Here is a 16,941-nt window from a genome sequence, read left to right as displayed (position 1 = left end):
ATGGCGAGCGGTGGCAAGCACGAGTTCCATCCGCTGCGAGTGGCGGCCGTGGACCGGTTGTGCGCCGATGCGGTGGCGTTGTCGTTCGACGTGCCGCCGGAGCTGACGGATCGGTTCACCTTCCGGCCGGGGCAGGCGCTGACGGTGCGGCATACCGGAGCGGGCCGGGACGAGCGCCGTACCTATTCGATCTGCGCGCCCGCCGGCGGCAAGCCCCGGATCGGAGTCCGGGAGGTGCCCGGTGGTCTGGTCTCGTCATGGCTGGTGCACGACGTGCGGCCCGGCGACGTGGTGGACGTGGCGCCACCTACCGGCACCTTCACGCCGGAGCCGGGAGTGACCGGCGAGCACGTGCTCATCGCGGCGGGTTCCGGCATCACTCCCGTGCTGTCGATCGCGTCATCGCTGCTGCAGGCGGGCGGCACGCGGGTCGTCATCCTGTACGGCAACCGGCGCGCCGACACGGTGATGTTCGGCGAAGAGCTGGCCGACCTCAAGGACTCCTGGCCCACCCGGGTGGAACTGGTGCACCTGCTGTCGCGGGAGGCGCGGGAGACCGACCTCCTGACCGGACGCTTGGACGACGCCAAGCTGCGTACGCTGCTGCCCCTGCTCGTCGACGTGCCGCAGGTGGATCATTGGTGGCTCTGTGGTCCGTACGGGATGGTCATGGCGGCCACGGGCGTCCTGGGTGAGCACGGCGTGGCGGCGGAGCGGGTCCACCGCGAGCTGTTCTGGGTCGACGAGGCGCCGCCCGAACCGGTGCGTGAGCAGGACGCCACCGGCGATGCGGAGGGCCGGAAAGTCACGGTCATGCTCGACGGCCGGAGCACCACCGCCGTCGTACCGGCGGGCTTGTCGGTCCTGGACGGGGTGCAGCGATCGCGGCCGGATCTCCCGTTCGCGTGCAAGGGCGGCGTGTGCGGGACGTGCCGGGCCCGGGTCACCGAGGGTGAGGTGCGGATGCGGCGCAACTTCGCGCTGGAGCCCGCCGAGATCGAGGCGGGTTTCGTGCTGACGTGTCAAGCCCTGCCGATGTCACCCAATGTAGTGGTTGATTTCGATGTCTGATCGTTCGCGCGGTACGGAGAGGATCATCGCTTGGTTCGATGATGTGAACAAACAAGCAGGACACGTCGTCCGGCGGTGCTTTGTGCGTATCAAGTGCATGAAGTTTCCGCAGAGAAGGGATGACGGAAATGCGGTTACGGACAGTTCTCTCCATCGCGGCGGCGAGCGTGGTCGGTGCGGCCGGGCTCGCGGTCGCTCCGCTCACCTTCGCCGCCCAGGCACCGGCGAACGCGTGCCCCGACGTGGAAGTCATCGGGGCTCGTGGCACGACCGAGCGGCCCGGCCTCGGGGTGCTCCTGACGCCCCTGGCCCGGCAGCTCACGCAGGACCTGCCGCAGACCGTACGGACGACGGCCGTGGACTACCCCGCGAGCTTCAACTACACGGCGAGCGTGCGGCAGGGCGTGCAGGCGCTGGCCGGGAACGTCGCGGACACGGCCGAGGAGTGCGAGGACACGCAGTTCGTCCTGATGGGCTACTCCCAGGGCGCCAACGTGGTCGGCGACGCCCTGGTCGGCAGCTCGCTGCGGGGCCGGGCAACCGGTCAGGCGGCGATCCCGGCGGCGCTGAGCGACCGGGTGGCGGCCGTGCTGCTGTTCGGCGATCCGACGTTCACCGCGGGCGAGTCCTTCAACACCGGCACCGGTACGCGCAACGGCGTCTTCTCGCGCGGCGCCGGCCGGCTCGACACGTTCGCGGACCGGACACAGTCCTTCTGCAACCGCAACGACCGGTTCTGCCAAGGCGGGACGAGTCTGGCGGCGCACCTGGACTACGCCAAGTTCGCGGACGACGCCACGGAGTTCGTGGGTCAGCGGCTCGGCTGATCGCCGGGTTCGCCCGGGCTCTGCAACGGATCGCCGCGGCCGCCGGTGCGGGCGTCACGCGGTGGACCGGGAACACCGGCGGTGGCAACGGAGGGGTCCGTCGCTGCCACCGCCGGCCCGGGCCGTCGCCGGTACGGGAGAACGAGTCAGGTGCCGGCCGGGCCGCTCAGCTCATCGCCGAGCGGGGTGCGCTGGTAGAGCAAGCGTCGCCCGGTGCGGTAGGCGGTCACCAGGCCGGCGTCCCGCAGGATGGTGAGGTGGTGCGAGGCCGTCGCCGGAGCGAGCGACAGCACGTCGGCCACCTCACCCGTACTGTGCGGCGCGCCGACGAGCGAGAGGACAGCCGCGCGGGTGGGGCCGAGCAGGGCTCCGAGTCGCGGCGGCACAGGGGAGCCGGTCCAGACCGCGCCGAAACCGTGCGGCGGATAGAACAACGCCCGGCCCGTGTCCGGCCGGGCCAGCGAGAGCACCTTGGGTCCGGTGAAGGCCGACGGCATCAGGGTGAGGGGCAGGTCTCCGGCGGTGAGGCTGCCGGTGTGCTCCGGCCCGTAGCCCACCGCCAAGGCCTCACTGTCCCAGCTCACGGCGGGGTGCAGATCCGTGATCAGGGCCCGGGATCCCTGCTCGGCCACCGCCCGGCCGCGGCGCGCGATGTCGGCCTCCGCCACGGCACGAAGCCGCGGCCAGTAGGGCGCCAGCGCCACGGCGAAATACTCCCTGATCTCGCTGATCAGCATGGTCAGCGCACCGCGCGGGTCCCGGGCGAAGCGCGCAGTCGCCGGCGGCGCCGGAGTGCCGTCCCACGCCTCTGCTACCTCTGCGGCAACCCGGTCGAGCGGGGTGGCGGCCACCACGGCGAGCTCGTCGCGCAGCCGCGGCCGGACGACCGTCGGCACGGGCGTCAGAAAGTCCGGGACATGCCAACGGGGCTCCCGGACGACCGCGTCGAAGGTGCTCAGTCGCCGCCCGCCCAGCCGGACGCCGACTTCCGTCCGCCACGTCGCGTACACCGCGAGGTGGGACGACCGGCGCAACGCGACGGCGCTCGCCACGACCTCGGCCATGGGGGAGTGGGCGAAGCGGACTCCGGCGAGATCGGCGGCGGTGAACTCGAAGCGGAGCATGCCGCCATTCGAGCACGGTCGAACGCTTCGGAGCCACCGTCCGGACGTGCCTATGGTGCCGGGCATGGAATACACCGCTCTGGGGCGTACCGGGCTGCGGGTCTCCCGGATCTGCCTGGGCACGATGAACTTCGGTTGGCAGATCGGCGAGCCGGAGAGCCACGCGATCCTGAGCAGGGCCCTCGGCGCGGGGATCAACTTCGTGGACACCGCCAACATGTACGGCAGCCGCGACGGCGACGGGCTGAGCGAGCGGTTCATCGGCAGCTGGCTCGCCGGCTCCGGCGCACGGGACAAGATCGTGCTCGCGACGAAGGTGTACGCGCCGATGAGCGACTGGCCCAACGACGGCGGCCTGTCCGCGCGTCACATCGTCGCGTCGTGCGAGGCTTCCCTGCGGCGCCTGCGCACCGACTGGATCGACCTGTTCCAGATGCACCACATCCAGCGGGAGACCCCGTGGGAAGAGATCTGGCAGGCGATGGAGACGCTCACCGTCCAGGGCAAGATCCGCTATGCGGGCTCGTCGAACTTCGCGGGCTGGCACCTGGCCCGGGCACAGACGGTCGCGGACGCCCGCCACTATCTCGGGCTGGTGTCGGAACAGGCCAAGTACAACCTCCTCACGCGGCACGTGGAGCTGGAGGTGCTGCCCGCGGCCCGCGCCTTGGGCATCGGGATCCTGGCCTACTCGCCGCTGCACTTCGGTGCGCTCTCCGGGGCGCTGAGGAAACAGCGAGACCACCAGGGGGTACGCACTCAGCTGCACGCTCCGGACCGGGTCGAGCCGCACCGGGCGGCGCTGGAGCGCTACGAGAAGCTGTGCGCCGATCGGGGCCTGGCGCCGGCCACAGTGGCTCTCGCCTGGCTGCTGTCCCGCCCGGGCGTGACCGCGCCGGTGATCGGGCCGCGCACTCCCGAGCAGCTCGACGTGCCACTGGAGGCGCTGACGACCAGCCTCGGCGACGAGCTGCTGGGCGAACTCGACGCGATCTTCCCGCCGATCGGCGCCGGTGGGCCCGCCCCGGAAGCGTGGGCCTGGTAGGTCCGTCGCTCGCCGGACGAGGTGAGGAAGATGACGGCGGGCCGGGTTCCCCGCAGCGTCGTCGGGCGGGGGTCACAGCTCGCCGGGGACCGGGCCGCACGGGGGTCGGCCCGGTCCCCGGCGTGGTATCCGCGCTGCGGTGTCTCGTCCAGCGGCCGGCCGTGCCGGCGTCCGGCAGCCGGCTGCTCAGCTGCCGGGGGTGGGTGAGTCGTGCTCTCGGCCTGCTGACGAGGCTTCTCGGAGGCGGCCGGCAGGTGCGGGCGCGGCCGGAGGGGGTACAACGGCGGGCGTGACGGAGTTCCGTAGTTCCTGGACCGAGGTCGGTGGCCTGCGACTGCACGACGTGGCGAGCACGGCGGCGTCCGGACTGCCGGTGGTGTTCGTGCACGGGCTGGCGGTGTCGCATCGCTATCTCATGCCGACTGCCCGGCAGCTGGCAGTGCGGCACCCGGTGCTGGTGCCGGACCTGCCCGGCTTCGGGCGGAGCAGCAAACCCCGCCGGGCGTACGACGTCCGCGAGCACGCCGCGTGTCTTGCCGCGTGGATCGAGGCGCGGGGGCTTGGGCCGGTGTGCCTGGCCGGGCACTCGTTCGGGGCGGAGGTCGCCGCGCGCGTCGCCGTGAACGATCCCGGGCTGGTCGACGGGCTGGTGCTCGCCAGCCCGACGACCGATCCCGCGGCGCGGAGCCGCCGGGCGCTGATCGGGCGGTGGTCGGGTGACCTGTTCGTGGAGCAGCCGTGGCAGGCGCCGATCCTGATGCGCGACATCGTCGAGGCCCGGCCGTGGCGGGTCCTGGCCACGGTGGGGCACTCGGTGCGCAACGCCATCGAGGAGGATCTTTGCCGGCTCTCGGTGCGGCCGCTGGTACTCGGGGGCTCGCTGGACCCGGTGGCGCCGTTGCGCTGGCTGGTGGAGGCCGCGGCGCTCAGCCAGGGAGTCGAGGTCACCATCCCCGGTGCCGCGCACAACGTCCTGACGACATCGGGCCGCCGGTCCGCCGCCGCCATCGCCGCCTACCTGGCGAGTGACGTCCCCCGCGCTGCCGTCCCGCGGCATTGACCGGGAACGGCAGCGCGGCGGTGCCTATGAACGAACCGTCAGTGCCCGATCCCTTGGAGCCGAGTTCTCAGCGCGCGGCCCGGCGTGGAGGCACTGTCAGCGCGCCAGGGAACGGCGTCTGCTGGTCGGGCCGATGCCGGATCGGCGGCCCGGGGCCTTGGCAGCGTGCAGTTGGCCGGGGCCGGGACCCGAGCGCGCGGCCAGGGCGTCGGCGATCGCGCCGGTTGTGAAGCCGTACACCGTCTTGTGCAGCAGGTCGACCGCGAGCTCGCGCCGGGGCCAGGTCCATGGCGGCGCGCCCACGCCGGTGGCGTTCTCCAGGATCTGGTCGCTGGTCAGCCGGACCACCGTGAACATGGCGGACGCCCACGGGCCGCGAAGGCCGGCATTGGCCATCAGCCCGCGGACGACACCGACCGCGGCGGCCTGGCCGGTGTGCATGGCCCAGTTCCACGCGTCCGGCTGTTTGCCGGGCTGCTCCGGACGGCCGGCGAGCCGCTCGAGAACCCGCGCCGGGGCGTACGAGCCCGGGCGACCGGTGCGGCTCTGCTCCAGCTTCTCGGTCACGGCCATCACGACGGCGCCGGCGACACCCGCTGCGGCGCCCTGCCACAGGGACCGCGTGATCATGCCCATCAGGATTCCCGCGGCTGGTCCGCGGACTGCTCGTCGCCGGCGTCCGAGGAACTGGCGTCGCTGTCCGGCGCACCGGCGGTCTTGCTGGGCGGGGTGTTGCTTGCCTCGACCTCGGTCGGCGTCACGGGCACGCCGAAGCCGTCCTCGGCCGCGCCACGCTTCACATCGCTGTCCGTCATGGTTCCTCCGGCGGTTCGTGCGGTCAGATCGGTGCCGCCTACCCGCGCGCCACGGGACGAAACTGCCGGCGATGACGAGCAACCCGCCGAGCCTGCCGGACGCCCTGATCTCGTCGCCCCGCAGCGCGCGCAGGTCCCGCCGACCTCAGGGCACCTCAGCCGTGCAGGTCCCGCCGAGCTCAGGGCACCCTAGCCGCGAAGATCCCGCCGAGATCAGAGCACCCCAGCCGCGAAGACCCCGCCGAGTCAGGGGCCCCCAGCCGCACGATCCTGTTGACGTCAGGGCGCCCCGTCGAGGCGGCCGAGGATCTGGGTTGTGAGGCGGTGCAGCACCTCGGCGTCGCCGGGTTCCAGGGCGTCGAAGAACAGCTTGCGCACGGCGCCGACGTGGCCGGGTGCCGCGGCGGTGAGGGCTTCGCGGCCGGCGTCGCTGAGCACGATGTACGCGCCACGGCCGTCGTCGTCACACTCCTCGCGGCGGACGAGCCCGCGGCGTTGCATGCGGCTCAGGTGGTGCGACAGGCGGCTCTGCTCCCAGTCCAGCTCGCGCTGCAGCTCGTACGGGCGGAGGCGGTCGCGCGGGGTGTCGCTCAGCTTGACCAGCACGTCGTAGTCGGCCAGCGACAGCTGCGAGGTCGCCTGCAACTGCCGGTTCAGCTCGGTGGTCAGCCGGGCCTGCATGCGCAGGTACGCCCGCCACGCCCGCTGCTCGTCATCGGCGAGCCAGCGCGTCTCGGTCATCTCGGCTCCTTGTGCCATTCCATGCGCCAGGTGAGCGCAAGCCTTGCCGTCTACCACGAAGAACGTGCCACCGTCCGAACGCCACGGTGCCGCGCGAAGTCGTGCGAACGCCACGCCGGCCGAACATGCCCATCGCCACGCCGGTCGGACATGCCCATCGCCTTGTCGGCCGGACATGCCCATCACCTCGCCGACTGGGCACGGTGCCGAAGCAGGGTGCCCAGCCGGCGGGCGGCGGTGCGGCGGGTCAGAGGGCGGCGGGCGCCTCGTCGCGGACCTGGCCGGTCACGTCGTCGGCGGCGGCGTACACGGTGGCGTCCTTCTCCCCGCCGGCCTTGGCGACCAGGCTGGCGTGGGTCGGGGCGTCCGGCACGTGGGCGGGCTTGAGGGCGGCGAACTCCTTGCGGAGCACCGGGACGACCTCTTCACCCAGGATGTCGAGCTGCTCGAGGACCGTCTTCAGCGGCAGGCCGGCGTGGTCGATGAGGAACATCTGGCGCTGGTAGTCGCCGACGTAGTCGCGGAATCCGAGCGTACGGTCGATGATCTGCTGGGGGCTGCCGACCGTGAGCGGCGTCTCCCGGCTGAAGTCCTCGAGCGAGGGGCCGTGGCCGTAGACGGGGGCGTTGTCGAAGTACGGCCGGAACTCCTTGACGGCGTCCTGGCTGTTCTTGCGGATGAACACCTGACCGCCGAGGCCGACGATGGCCTGGTCGGGGTCGCCGTGGCCGTAGTGCGCGAAGCGGGAGCGGTAGAGCTCGACCATCCGCTGCGTGTGCTCCTTCGGCCAGAAGATGTGGTTGTGGAAGAAGCCGTCACCGTAGAACGCGGCCTGCTCGGCGATCTCGGGGCTGCGGATCGAGCCGTGCCACACGAACGGCGGCACCCCGTCGAGCGGGCGCGGCGTCGAGGTGAAGCCCTGCAGCGGCGTGCGGAAGCGGCCCTTCCAGTCGACGACGTCCTCGCGCCACAGCTTGTGGAGCAGGGCATAGTTCTCGATGGCGAGCGGGATGCCGGCGCGGATGTCCTTGCCGAACCACGGGTAGACCGGGCCGGTGTTGCCGCGGCCCATCATCAGGTCGACGCGGCCCTTCGACAGGTGCTGCAGCATCGCGTAGTCCTCGGCGATCTTGACCGGGTCGTTGGTCGTGATCAGCGTCGTGGCCGTGCTGAGCAGCAGCTTCTCGGTCTGCGCCGCGATGTAGGCGAGCGTCGTGGTGGGCGAGGACGAGAAGAACGGCGGGTTGTGGTGCTCGCCGAGCGCGAAGACGTCGAGGCCGACCTCCTCGACCTTCTTGGCGATCGTGACGACCGCGTCGATGCGCGAAGCCTCGGAGGGCGTCCGGCCCGTCGTGGGATCGGTGGTGATGTCGCTGACCGTGAAGACACCGAACTGCATGATCTCCACCCCGTCCTTCTAGATGATGTGTCATGTACGTGCCCTACAACCTACATGACGCGTCATGCATTCCGGAAGTGACGCAGCCCACATGACCCCTGGTCAGCGATCTTGGCGTATCGCGCATTCGTGCCACCCGAGGCCCGTCTGCGAGACGATGCCGCGGGGAACGGGCACCGTCGTGGGAGACAGCACATGTACGAGGTTGGGAGTCGACTGATGCGTACCCGTTCCGCGCGCCTTGCCCTGCTCGCCGCAGCCGCCCTGGGTGCAGTGCTCAGCCAGCAGGCCTGCTCGTCGTCGCCGGAGCCGGAGCCGGGCGCTGCCGCATCCCCTACGCCGTCCGCGGCCGAAGCGACCACGGCCGGCGACGAGCCGACGGCCGGTGACACGACCGGCGATGCCGCAACCGATGACTCGTCGGACGAGGACGCGGACTCGGCTGCCGCACCGGCGGCTCCGGCGGGTGACGCGGTCGCGGGCAAGAAAGTTCCCGCGTGTACGAACGACGACGTGAGCGTCGACATCACCGCACAGGATCAGCGGACCGCCGGCGCGACCCGGATGGCGCTGGTCACCGTGACCAACAAGTCGTCGTCGACGTGCCGGGTCGAGGGCCGCGCCGCGATCTCACTCGTCAACGCGGCGGGCCAGGTGGTCGAGGTCACGACGAAGAATGTCAACCAGCCCGGCAAGGCCACGCCCGTCCTCCTGCGTGCGGGGACGACCGCCTGGCAGGGCATCAAGTGGACCGTCTGCGACAAGGGCGACGCGACGTGCGGCGCGGGCAACTCGCTGCGGTTCAACCTGCAGGCGTCGACCGATGGCCCGTACGCGAAGCTGGTCGATTTTCCGGCGCCGGAGCGCAGTGACATCACGATGGCGTCGTTGCAGATCGGCACGCTGCAGCCGAGCAATCAGGGCGTCGTCGCCTGGTGAGGTGTCGCCTTCCCTTGAGGGTGGCGACGTAAGCGACGGTGGCGTCGTCGGCTGAGACGACGAGCGGCCCGCTTGATTTTACCGGCGGGCCGCCGCCTTGTCGTTGCGTGATGCCGACGCCAGGCTTCCGCTGTGCGGGTGGCGTGCCGCGTTACCGGGCGCTTCGAAGGTTGCGTCACGGGGGGCGGAGTTGCGGCTGCGTTACCGGGCGCTTCGAGAGCTGGATTACCGGGTGGCGGCGTCGAGGGCTGCGCGGATCTTGTCGGCGCCGGCCGGCGTGCCCTTCGGGTCGTCGAACGAGCCGTAGGGCGGTCCGTAGACCGGCTGCCCCGGCTGCTGGCGCCAGCTTTCGGCGAGGGAACCGGCGTCGACGGTGTCGTAGCCGATCGCGTCGAGGAACTCCGCCGTGGCCTTCTTCGCCCGCTCGTCGTCGGCGGCGATGGGCAGGGCGCTGCGGTCCGGCGCTCCGGCGGGGCGGACGAGCGAGGCGAGGTGCCCGTAGAAGATGTTGTTGAACACCTTGACCACCTGCGCCGTACGCAGAATCTGCTGCTCGTAGCCGGTGTGGGTGACCGTCCCGTCGGCCAGGTCGGGGACGTCGCCGTCGCGGCCCGGGTAGTAGTTGTTGGTGTCGAGGACCACCTTGCCGGCGAGCTGCTCGACCGGCAGCCCTCGGGTGGCCTTGAAGGGAACGCTGATCACCACGAGTTCGCCGGCTTCGGCCGCCTCGGTCGCCGTGGCCGCCCGGGCGTGCGGGCCGAGCTCCGCAACGAAGGCGCCGAGCGTCTCCGGACCCCGCGAGTTGCTAACCACCACGTCGTAGCCGGCGGCGACCGCGAGCCGCGCAACCGTGCCGCCGATGTGACCGCTCCCGATGAAACCAATAGTCGTCATGCTGTCGCTAACAGCCATGCCCGTGCCGTCATTTCGCCTGAGGGACGGCCGTCACATGTGTGAATACTGCTGGAGGAACCGGCGGCCCGGAGGGAGTCGGCGGTGCGGAGGGGGTCGGCGGTGCGGGGAAGTTGGCGGTGCGGAGGGGGTCGGCGGCTCAGAGGGAGCCGGCGGTGCGGAGGGAGCCGGCGGCTCAGAGGGAGCCGGCGGCCCAGAGGAGGCCGCGCTCGGTGATGGTCCGGGTCGGGGGGAGGGCGAGGTCGGCGGGGCTGTGGCCGAGGGTGGACACGAAGACACGCCCGCGGCCGAAGTGGCGCACCCAGACGACCGGCATGACGGCGCCGGCTGTTTCGGGTGCGTCGCGGTCGCCGGTGAAGGTGGTAGTGGCGAGGACTTCGAGGGTGGGGTCGAAGTGGCAGAAGTACTGCTCGGTGTGCACCGAGAAGTCGCCGACGTCGCGCACGATCGGGTGCTCGCCGGTGACGGCCACGTCGTAGTCGACGAATCCGCCCGGGTGGCAGACGAACCGCCCGCCGACCATGAACTGGTACTGCGGCGCTTCGTAGCCGAACGCCAGCACCCCGCCGTGCCAGCCCGCGAAGCCGGCTCCCGCGCGCACGCGAGCGACGAGGTTGTGCTCCTGCCGCTCGGTGAGGCCGCCGTTCGTCCAGCAGTGCACGATCAGGTCGGACTCCGCGAGCGCCGCCGCGTCGTCGTAGACGTCGAGGGAATCCGCCGTCCGGACGGTGAAGTCGTGCTCGCCCAGGAACGCAAGGAACATGTCGGTGCAGGCCTCGGGCTCGTGCCCGTCCCAGCCGCCGCGAACCACAAGAGCCCTCATGGTCACGGAAGCCTAATCGAGACGATCACTCCTCGCTGTGCTGGTCGGCGGCCTGGTGGGCAGAAAGTCGCGTCAGGCCGTGATGGGTCAGGTGGGCGGCACGTCGCGCACATGGGGACGGGGGCGAGGACGCCGGGGTCGGGCGGACCCGTCGACGGGGGCGTTCGCGAAGCGGATGCGGTGACGTCAGATCGCTCTGCGTGAGGCGAGGGAGTGGCGTCAGGTCGGGTACGCGGAGTGGAGGTGATGCCGTTGAGGCGAGAGGCAATGCCGTTGAGGCGAGTGTGCGCGGGGAGAGAGACAGTGGCGCTGGGCTGGGCGTGCGCGGGGTGGGAAGCGCCGTCGGGTCGGATTTCAGGGGCCGGGACGGTGACGGGGGCGGTGAGGTCAGGCTGGGGCGTTTGCTGGGCGGGGTGGGAAGTCGGGTAGTTGGGCGAGGGCGAAGGTCTGGCGCTCGGGTGGGCCGTCGGGCGGGGTGAAGTCGACCGTTTCGATGCTGGTGACGTCGAAGCCGGCGGTGGCGAGGCGGGCGGCGAGGGCGTCCTGGGGGTAGCCGGAGACCTTGACGGGGACGCCGAGGAACTCGACCGGGAGGCTGTCGGCGTCGAGCTCGACCATGCCAAGGGCGAGGTGGCCGCCCGGGGCGAGCCAGGCGGCGGCGCGGGCGAGGGTGGCCTCGATGTCGGCGCGGCTCAGCATCAGCAGGGAGAAGAAGGCCGTGACCGCGCCGAAGGGGCCGAGGTCGCCGGGCAGCTCGCGGAGGTCGGCGTGGCGGAACTCGGCCTGGGGGACCTGCTCGCGGGCGAGGCGGAGCATGCCCTCGGAGATGTCGACGCCGAGCACCTTGTGACCGGCCTCGGTGAGGATGCGCGCGGTGGGGACACCGGTGCCGCAGCCCAGATCGAGGACGGTGGACGCGGCGGGGATGAGGGCGGCGACGCGCTCGGTGAGGGCCGCCTGGAACGGATTGTGGCTGTGCTCGCCCTGGTAGAGCTCGGCGAGCTGATCGAAGACCTCCATGGCGGAGAACCTATCCGGTCGGCTCCGGGCTGACTACCTACCTTGGAGGGTGCCGACCACCTACTTCGGAGGATGTTCGGCGACGCCGGATCGGCCTAGCTTGGGGGGCGCAAGAAACACCCCGGGCCGTCAGGCGACGACCCGGGGTGCTGGAGAAGGCTCGCTCAGTCCTCGGCGCCGGCGCGACGGCGCCGGGTGATGCCGAGGGCGAGGGCACCGCCGAGGATCAGGACGGCGCCGCCGAGGCTGATGGCCATCACGTTGGCCCCGGTGAGGGCCAGCTTGTTGTCGGAGGCCGGCAGGTCCTGGGCCACCTCGGTGCCGGTGGCGGCCTGGTCGTCCTGGCCCGCGTCCGGCGCGCCGGTGTCCTCGTCGCCGGTAGCCGCCACGGCCTGGGTCGACTTGCTCGCCTTGGGCGTGGCCTTGCCGGTCGAGGTCTTCGCCGGGGTCTCCTCCGACGAGTCCCCGCTGGAGTCCGAGGAGTCGGAGGAGCCGGACTCGGAGTTACCGGAGTCCGACGAGCCCGAGTCGGAGCTGGAGTTGTTGGAGCTGGAGTTGTCGGAGCTGGAGTTATTGGAGTTGCCCGTGTTGGAGGAGCCGGAGGAGTTGGAGCCCTTGGAGTCGTCGTTGCTGTTGCTGGAAGCGTCCTTGCCGCCCGAGTCCGAGTTGCTGCCGCCACTCTGAGCGGGCTTGGTGGTCTTGTCCGGCTTGGGCGAGGCGGGGATGGTCACGGTCGGGCTCTTCGGCGGAGTGGTGCCGGTCTCGGTGTTCGGGGTCGTGGCGCCCGGGTTCGGCTGGTCGCCGCCCTGGTCGCCGTCGCCGCCCTGGTCACCGCCGTTGCCGTTGCCGCCGTTGCCGTTGCCGCCGTTGCCGTCGCCCTGGTCGCCACCGTTGTTGTCGCCCTGGTTGCCACCGTTGCTGTTGCCCTGGTCGCCGCCGTCACCCTGGTCGCCATTGTCGCCGCCCTGGTTGCCGCCGTTGCCTTGGTCGCCGCCGTTGTTGTCGCCCTCGTCGCCGCCGTTGTCGCCGTTGCCGCCGTTGTTGTCGCCGTCGGCGGCGGTCACTCGGACGCGGACGGCGTCGATGCCCGGGGTTTCGTTGGCGCGCTGCATCATCGGGACGCGGTGGGAACCGTCGCCGGCCCAGGAGGCGCACTGGGCGAGGCCTTCCTGCGGGAGGCCGGGCACCTGGATCGTCACGGTGTCGGGCTGGGCGCCGCCCTTGCCGTCCTCGGTGGCCACGAAGAAGGCCGGCACCGGCGACGGGTCGGGCGCCTCGTCGGTGCTCTGCAACATCCGGCACGCCGTGTGGAAGTGGCCGCGGGTCAGGCCTTCGGCGGTGAGGACGGCGCTCTCGACGTAGTAACCGCCCTGGCCGGCCGCGAGGAAGCGGTCGCGGACGAGGTTGCGGGTGCTCACCTTGAGGGTGAAGGGCTCGCCCGCCTTGACCTGCTCGGGGGACTCGGTGATGAGCAGCGTCGGGTTCTTGGCGGCCTCGCCGACCTCACCGAACTCGGTGGAGACGCAACGGTTGCCGATCTGGAAGCCGTCGTGCGGGTCGAGGTCGCTGTCGTCGCACGTGTTGGTCAGGATCTCCAGACCGTTGACCGTCTTCTTGACCGTGTTGCCGTCCTTGCACTCGGCGACCGGCTCGGCCTCGGGGGCCTTCTCGCCCTTCGCGAGCTGGCCGTCGCCCTTGTGCTGGACGTCGCCGTCCTTGTCGGTGTAGGTGCCGACCTTCGGATCGGTTGCCGCCTTGCTGTCCTTCGGCGCGGACGTGTCGGCGGCCGTGGTGGCGCAGGCCGCGACGTCGTTCTCGTCGGCGTTCGAGATCTGGGTGATGCCGACGACGCCACCGACGGCGAGGAGCACCGCTGCCGCGGCGATGAGACGACGGTCAAGACCGCGACGGGTAGCGGCCCGGCGGTAGGACGACCTTCGCATGGGTGGTACCTCTTCTGTAGTCTCGCGCTCATCGTCAGTCACCTTTCGCAGGTGCACCGACGCCGTTTCCGGGGCCCTTCCGGGCTGGCTTTGTGACGGTAAGGGCCACGGGCCGGAAACACTAATTCGCGCCAGATTCTTGAGGCATTCTTAGGAACCATTTAAAGAAGAAATATGCCGCCGTCCCCGAACGGCGGGGGTCATCCGAAAGGCTGATGTCCGCGGTTCACCGCCGGCTCGATTTTCTTGTGCACGGCGGGGCGCAACGGACATTCCGCTCCGCCGTGGGGGCGGACGTCCGTCACTCCGCGAAGCACGAATCCCGCCACGTCCCCGGAGCATGGAACGCCGGGGAGCGCGGACATCCTGTCACGCTTCGGGGAGTTGACGAGTCACTCGCGACGGCCACCAGAATCGGTCGCCGAGAAGGGTCGCCAGGGCCGGAACGAGAACTGTACGCACGAGCAGCGTGTCGAGAAGAACGCCCACCCCGACAATGACTCCGATCTGGGTGAGAGTGATCACCGGAAGCACGCCCAGCACGGCGAACACCGCGGCGAGCAGGATCCCGGCGCTGGTGATCACGGCTCCGGTGGCGGCGACCGCGTGGACCATGCCGTCGCGGGTGCCCCGGCCCGCTGCTTCTTCGCGGGCGCGAGTGACGAGGAAGATGTTGTAGTCGACGCCGAGGGCGACGAGGAAGAGGAAGGCGTACAGGGGGACCTGGTTGTCAAGAGCGGGGTAGCCGAGCGCCACGCGGAAGAGCAGCGAGCCGGCCCCGAGCGCGGCGGCGAAGCTGGCGATGACCGTGGCGATGAGCAGGAAGGCGGCGACCGCCGCGCGCAGCAAGACCCCCAGGACGAGGAGCACCACGAGCAGGATCGCGGGCACGATGAGGCGGAGATCACGGCGGGAGGCGTCGCGGTCGTCGAGGGCCGTGGCGACGCTGCCACCCACGAGCGCGTCGGCGTCGGGGACGGCGTGGACGGCGCTGCGGAGCGTACGGATGGTGGTGTAGCTCTCGGTCGTGTCCGGCGCTGCCGTGAGCGTGGCGTCGATCCGGACCACCGGGCCGGCCTGCGCGGGTGACGTGATGCGCGCCTGTGCGACGCCGGGAGTGGCGGTGACGGCGGCGAGCACCTGGTCGGCCTGCGCGGGCCGGGTGAGGACGACGGCGGGATCGGCGGCGCCGGCGGGGAAGGAGCGGCTCAGCGTCTCGAGGCCGGCGACGGACTCGGCCTCGACGCGGAACTGCTCGGTTTGCGACAGGCCGAGGCGGGTGCCCGGGATGCCGGCGGCGAGCGCGGCCAGCACCACGACGGACAGGACCGTGACCAGGCCCGGACGGCGCGCGACGCCCCGGCCGACGCGCGACCACACGCCGTGCCTGAGCGTGTCGCCGACCCGCGGCACGAAGGGCCAGAACAGCCCGCGCCCGCACACGACCAGGGCAGGCGGCAGCACGACCAGCGCGAACAGGGCCGCGACGCCGATGCCCAGCGCCGCGGTCACGCCGAGCGCCACGGTGTCGCCGAGGCTCGCGAGCAACAGCGTGAGCAGGCTGAGCACCACCGTGGCCGCGCTTGCCACGACGGCGGGACCGGCCCCGCGCAGGGCACGCCGCATTGCCTCACGACGGTCCTCGTGCTGGTGCAGTTCCTCACGATAGCGGGAGATGAGCAGCAGGGCGTAATCCGTGCCCGCCCCGAACACGAGCACCGTGACGATGCCCACTGTGGAGTCGCCGACGGTCAGGTCCGTGTGCCGCGACAGCAGGGCGACCAGCTTGCTGCTGACCTGATCGGCGAGGCCGACCACGGCGAGGGGCACAAGCCACAGGACCGGGCTCCGGTACGTCACCAGCAGCAGCACCGCGACCACAACGACCGTGACGACGAGCAGAGTGGTGTTGGCGCCCGTGAAACTGTCGGCGATGTCCGCGGCGAAACCGGCGCCCCCGGTGACCTGAGCCGTCAAGCCGTCGGGCCGGTCGGCGCCGGCGACCGCTCGGATCTCGGTGACCCGGGCGATCAGGTCGTCGGCGGGCAGGCCGGCGGGAAGCGTGACGACCAGCAGGGCAGCGCTGCGGTCGTCGGCGTAGATCACGGGGGCGGGGGAACGTACCCGGGCGGTGTCGTTCTTGATCTTGGTCTCGTCGGCGGGCGTGAGCGGCGGGCCGCCGCGGCTGTAGACGACGAGCGCCGACGTGTCCTCGCCGGACGGAAGCTGGCGCAGCAGCGCGGCCACGCGGGTCGACTCCGCGCCGTCGGGCAGCGTGGCGGTCGGGTCGTTCGACGTCCGGACGTCGCCGGCCAGGGCGATGACCGCACCGGCGGCGGCCGCGGCCACGAGCAGGACCAGCCAGGCCGTGAGCCGTCCGGTCAGGGTGCGCAGCACGAGCTTTCCTCTCGACGACGAAGAATCTCTACCATAAAGATTCTCGGTCATGCGGAGGCTGTCTGCAACACTGGGGTGCGTGTATCGGCCACGCGAGTCGGAGCGCGACGCGCTCCGCGAGGAGATCGTCACCCTGCTGCGGACGTACAGCGTGCGGGCGCAGCATGTCGGCCAGGCGTTCGCGCACCGGCATGGTCTGCACCACACGGATTTGCAGGCGCTGATCGCCGTGATGCACGCTGAGGGTCGCGGGGCGCCGCTGACGCCGGGCCGGCTGGGCGAGGAGCTCGGCCTGTCCTCGGGCGCGACGACCGCCGCCATCGACCGCCTCGAGCGGGCCGGCCACCTGCGCCGCAGCCGCGAGAGCGCGGACAGGCGGGTCGTGCACCTGCGCTACGGGGAGCCGGGGATGGCGCTCGCGCAGGACTTCTTCGGGCCGCTCGGCGGGCGCACGGACGCGGTGATGGCGAGCTTCACGGACGCGGAGCTGGACACGGTCCGGCGCTTCCTGGCGGGCATGGACGACGCTCTGGCCGACCATCACCGTGAGGTCCGCGCGCAGCCCTGACCAGGCTCAGCAGTCGCCGGAGCTGTGGTGCCAGGAGGCGCTCACGTCGGTGCCGGCCGAGGTGCCGGCGGTGGCGCCGGGCAGATCGATGACCAAGCTCACGTCGTCCGGCTGCGGGGCCGGCGTCGCGGCGGGCGGGGTGGCGGCGATCGAGAAGGCCGCGGCGATGGCGGACAGGGGCATGAGGGCCAGGGCGAGGCGCTTCACGCTTCCAATCTTCACCGGCGTCACTTGAAGGTGCAACAGTTGCGGGCTGG

At 71.4% G+C, this 16,941-nt stretch carries 17 protein-coding genes; 6 read left to right on the top strand and 11 right to left on the bottom strand.

The features are described 5' to 3' along the window. The gene (gene paaE, locus RAN62_RS11635; RefSeq protein WP_305784578.1) at positions 1-1,071 is read left to right on the top strand and encodes a 1,2-phenylacetyl-CoA epoxidase subunit PaaE; all 1,071 of its coding nucleotides are present in this window, start codon (positions 1-3) and stop codon (positions 1,069-1,071) included. Positions 1,072-1,199: 128 nt separating this feature from the next. Next, entirely contained in the window at positions 1,200-1,898 is a 699-nt protein-coding gene (locus RAN62_RS11630) for a cutinase family protein (protein WP_305784577.1), read from the top strand. A gap of 146 nt (positions 1,899-2,044) precedes the next feature. Here RAN62_RS11630 and RAN62_RS11625 read toward each other — a convergent pair whose 3' ends face one another. Next, positions 2,045-3,022, bottom strand: coding sequence for an ArsR/SmtB family transcription factor (locus RAN62_RS11625; protein ID WP_305784576.1), 978 nt, complete (start codon positions 3,020-3,022; stop codon positions 2,045-2,047). 64 nt (positions 3,023-3,086) lie between these two features. Here RAN62_RS11625 and RAN62_RS11620 point away from each other — a divergent pair, with 64 nt between their 5' ends. Both RAN62_RS11620 and RAN62_RS11615 read left to right on the top strand, forming a co-directional pair. Further along, positions 3,087-4,067 carry an aldo/keto reductase gene (locus RAN62_RS11620; protein ID WP_305784575.1) on the top strand — a complete coding sequence of 327 codons (981 nt, stop codon included), beginning with the start codon at positions 3,087-3,089 and terminating at the stop codon, positions 4,065-4,067. A 289-nt stretch (positions 4,068-4,356) separates the two neighbouring features. Further along, complete coding sequence (locus tag RAN62_RS11615; protein WP_305784574.1) at positions 4,357-5,127, top strand: alpha/beta fold hydrolase; 771 nt, start codon at positions 4,357-4,359, stop codon at positions 5,125-5,127. Between the two features lie 96 nt (positions 5,128-5,223). Here RAN62_RS11615 and RAN62_RS11610 read toward each other — a convergent pair whose 3' ends face one another. The 4 genes from RAN62_RS11610 to RAN62_RS11595 form a co-directional block, all read right to left on the bottom strand. After that, the gene (locus tag RAN62_RS11610; RefSeq protein ID WP_305784573.1) at positions 5,224-5,757 is read right to left on the bottom strand and encodes a hypothetical protein; all 534 of its coding nucleotides are present in this window, start codon (positions 5,755-5,757) and stop codon (positions 5,224-5,226) included. Positions 5,758-5,762: 5 nt separating this feature from the next. Then, positions 5,763-5,942 (bottom strand): hypothetical protein, encoded by a 180-nt coding sequence (locus tag RAN62_RS11605; protein ID WP_305784572.1) that lies wholly within the window; start codon positions 5,940-5,942, stop codon positions 5,763-5,765. 279 nt (positions 5,943-6,221) lie between these two features. Then, positions 6,222-6,683 carry a MarR family winged helix-turn-helix transcriptional regulator gene (locus RAN62_RS11600; RefSeq protein ID WP_305784571.1) on the bottom strand — a complete coding sequence of 154 codons (462 nt, stop codon included), beginning with the start codon at positions 6,681-6,683 and terminating at the stop codon, positions 6,222-6,224. Between the two features lie 247 nt (positions 6,684-6,930). Further along, positions 6,931-8,082 carry an LLM class flavin-dependent oxidoreductase gene (locus RAN62_RS11595; protein ID WP_305784570.1) on the bottom strand — a complete coding sequence of 384 codons (1,152 nt, stop codon included), beginning with the start codon at positions 8,080-8,082 and terminating at the stop codon, positions 6,931-6,933. Positions 8,083-8,301: 219 nt separating this feature from the next. Here RAN62_RS11595 and RAN62_RS11590 point away from each other — a divergent pair, with 219 nt between their 5' ends. Then, complete coding sequence (locus RAN62_RS11590; protein WP_305784569.1) at positions 8,302-9,021, top strand: DUF4232 domain-containing protein; 720 nt, start codon at positions 8,302-8,304, stop codon at positions 9,019-9,021. A 225-nt stretch (positions 9,022-9,246) separates the two neighbouring features. On the opposite strand, the gene RAN62_RS11585 is transcribed toward RAN62_RS11590, so the two are convergent. The 5 genes from RAN62_RS11585 to RAN62_RS11565 form a co-directional block, all read right to left on the bottom strand. Then, on the bottom strand, positions 9,247-9,915 hold the full coding sequence (locus RAN62_RS11585; RefSeq protein WP_305784568.1) for an NADPH-dependent F420 reductase: 669 nt from the start codon (positions 9,913-9,915) through the stop codon (positions 9,247-9,249). 193 nt (positions 9,916-10,108) lie between these two features. Beyond that, complete coding sequence (locus RAN62_RS11580; protein WP_305784567.1) at positions 10,109-10,756, bottom strand: ThuA domain-containing protein; 648 nt, start codon at positions 10,754-10,756, stop codon at positions 10,109-10,111. Positions 10,757-11,143: 387 nt separating this feature from the next. Continuing rightward, the gene (locus RAN62_RS11575) at positions 11,144-11,776 is read right to left on the bottom strand and encodes a class I SAM-dependent methyltransferase (protein WP_305784566.1); all 633 of its coding nucleotides are present in this window, start codon (positions 11,774-11,776) and stop codon (positions 11,144-11,146) included. A gap of 164 nt (positions 11,777-11,940) precedes the next feature. Next, positions 11,941-13,719 carry a hypothetical protein gene (locus RAN62_RS11570; protein WP_305784565.1) on the bottom strand — a complete coding sequence of 593 codons (1,779 nt, stop codon included), beginning with the start codon at positions 13,717-13,719 and terminating at the stop codon, positions 11,941-11,943. Positions 13,720-14,088: 369 nt separating this feature from the next. Then, a complete protein-coding gene (locus RAN62_RS11565) occupies positions 14,089-16,116 on the bottom strand; it encodes an MMPL family transporter (RefSeq protein WP_305784564.1) in 2,028 nt (675 codons plus the stop codon). Positions 16,117-16,195: 79 nt separating this feature from the next. Here RAN62_RS11565 and RAN62_RS11560 point away from each other — a divergent pair, with 79 nt between their 5' ends. After that, positions 16,196-16,684 carry a MarR family winged helix-turn-helix transcriptional regulator gene (locus RAN62_RS11560; RefSeq protein ID WP_305784563.1) on the top strand — a complete coding sequence of 163 codons (489 nt, stop codon included), beginning with the start codon at positions 16,196-16,198 and terminating at the stop codon, positions 16,682-16,684. Positions 16,685-16,690: 6 nt separating this feature from the next. Here the strand turns inward: RAN62_RS11560 and RAN62_RS11555 are convergent, their stop codons facing one another. Further along, positions 16,691-16,891, bottom strand: a complete 201-nt coding sequence (locus RAN62_RS11555) for a hypothetical protein (protein ID WP_305784562.1) — start codon at positions 16,889-16,891, stop codon at positions 16,691-16,693. Between the last annotated feature and the right edge of the window lie 50 nt (positions 16,892-16,941).

Origin of the sequence: Symbioplanes lichenis (assembly GCF_030709675.1) — a bacterium.
Taxonomy (GTDB): domain Bacteria; phylum Actinomycetota; class Actinomycetes; order Mycobacteriales; family Micromonosporaceae; genus Actinoplanes; species Actinoplanes lichenis.
This window is presented reverse-complemented; position numbering and strand designations above follow the sequence as displayed.

Bases quoted from the DNA above. Each gene is read 5' to 3' on its own strand.
- RAN62_RS11570 (WP_305784565.1), bottom strand. From the start codon at position 13,719: ATGCGAAGGTCGTCCTACCGCCGGGCCGCTACCCGTCGCGGTCTTGAC.
- RAN62_RS11605 (WP_305784572.1), bottom strand. From the start codon at position 5,942: ATGACGGACAGCGATGTGAAGCGTGGCGCGGCCGAGGACGGCTTCGGC.
- RAN62_RS11620 (WP_305784575.1), top strand. From the start codon at position 3,087: ATGGAATACACCGCTCTGGGGCGTACCGGGCTGCGGGTCTCCCGGATC.
- paaE (WP_305784578.1), top strand. From the start codon at position 1: ATGGCGAGCGGTGGCAAGCACGAGTTCCATCCGCTGCGAGTGGCGGCC.
- RAN62_RS11625 (WP_305784576.1), bottom strand. From the start codon at position 3,022: ATGCTCCGCTTCGAGTTCACCGCCGCCGATCTCGCCGGAGTCCGCTTC.
- RAN62_RS11610 (WP_305784573.1), bottom strand. From the start codon at position 5,757: ATGATCACGCGGTCCCTGTGGCAGGGCGCCGCAGCGGGTGTCGCCGGC.
- RAN62_RS11590 (WP_305784569.1), top strand. From the start codon at position 8,302: ATGCGTACCCGTTCCGCGCGCCTTGCCCTGCTCGCCGCAGCCGCCCTG.
- RAN62_RS11600 (WP_305784571.1), bottom strand. From the start codon at position 6,683: ATGACCGAGACGCGCTGGCTCGCCGATGACGAGCAGCGGGCGTGGCGG.
- RAN62_RS11580 (WP_305784567.1), bottom strand. From the start codon at position 10,756: ATGAGGGCTCTTGTGGTTCGCGGCGGCTGGGACGGGCACGAGCCCGAG.
- RAN62_RS11585 (WP_305784568.1), bottom strand. From the start codon at position 9,915: ATGACGACTATTGGTTTCATCGGGAGCGGTCACATCGGCGGCACGGTT.
- RAN62_RS11575 (WP_305784566.1), bottom strand. From the start codon at position 11,776: ATGGAGGTCTTCGATCAGCTCGCCGAGCTCTACCAGGGCGAGCACAGC.
- RAN62_RS11630 (WP_305784577.1), top strand. From the start codon at position 1,200: ATGCGGTTACGGACAGTTCTCTCCATCGCGGCGGCGAGCGTGGTCGGT.
- RAN62_RS11595 (WP_305784570.1), bottom strand. From the start codon at position 8,082: ATGCAGTTCGGTGTCTTCACGGTCAGCGACATCACCACCGATCCCACG.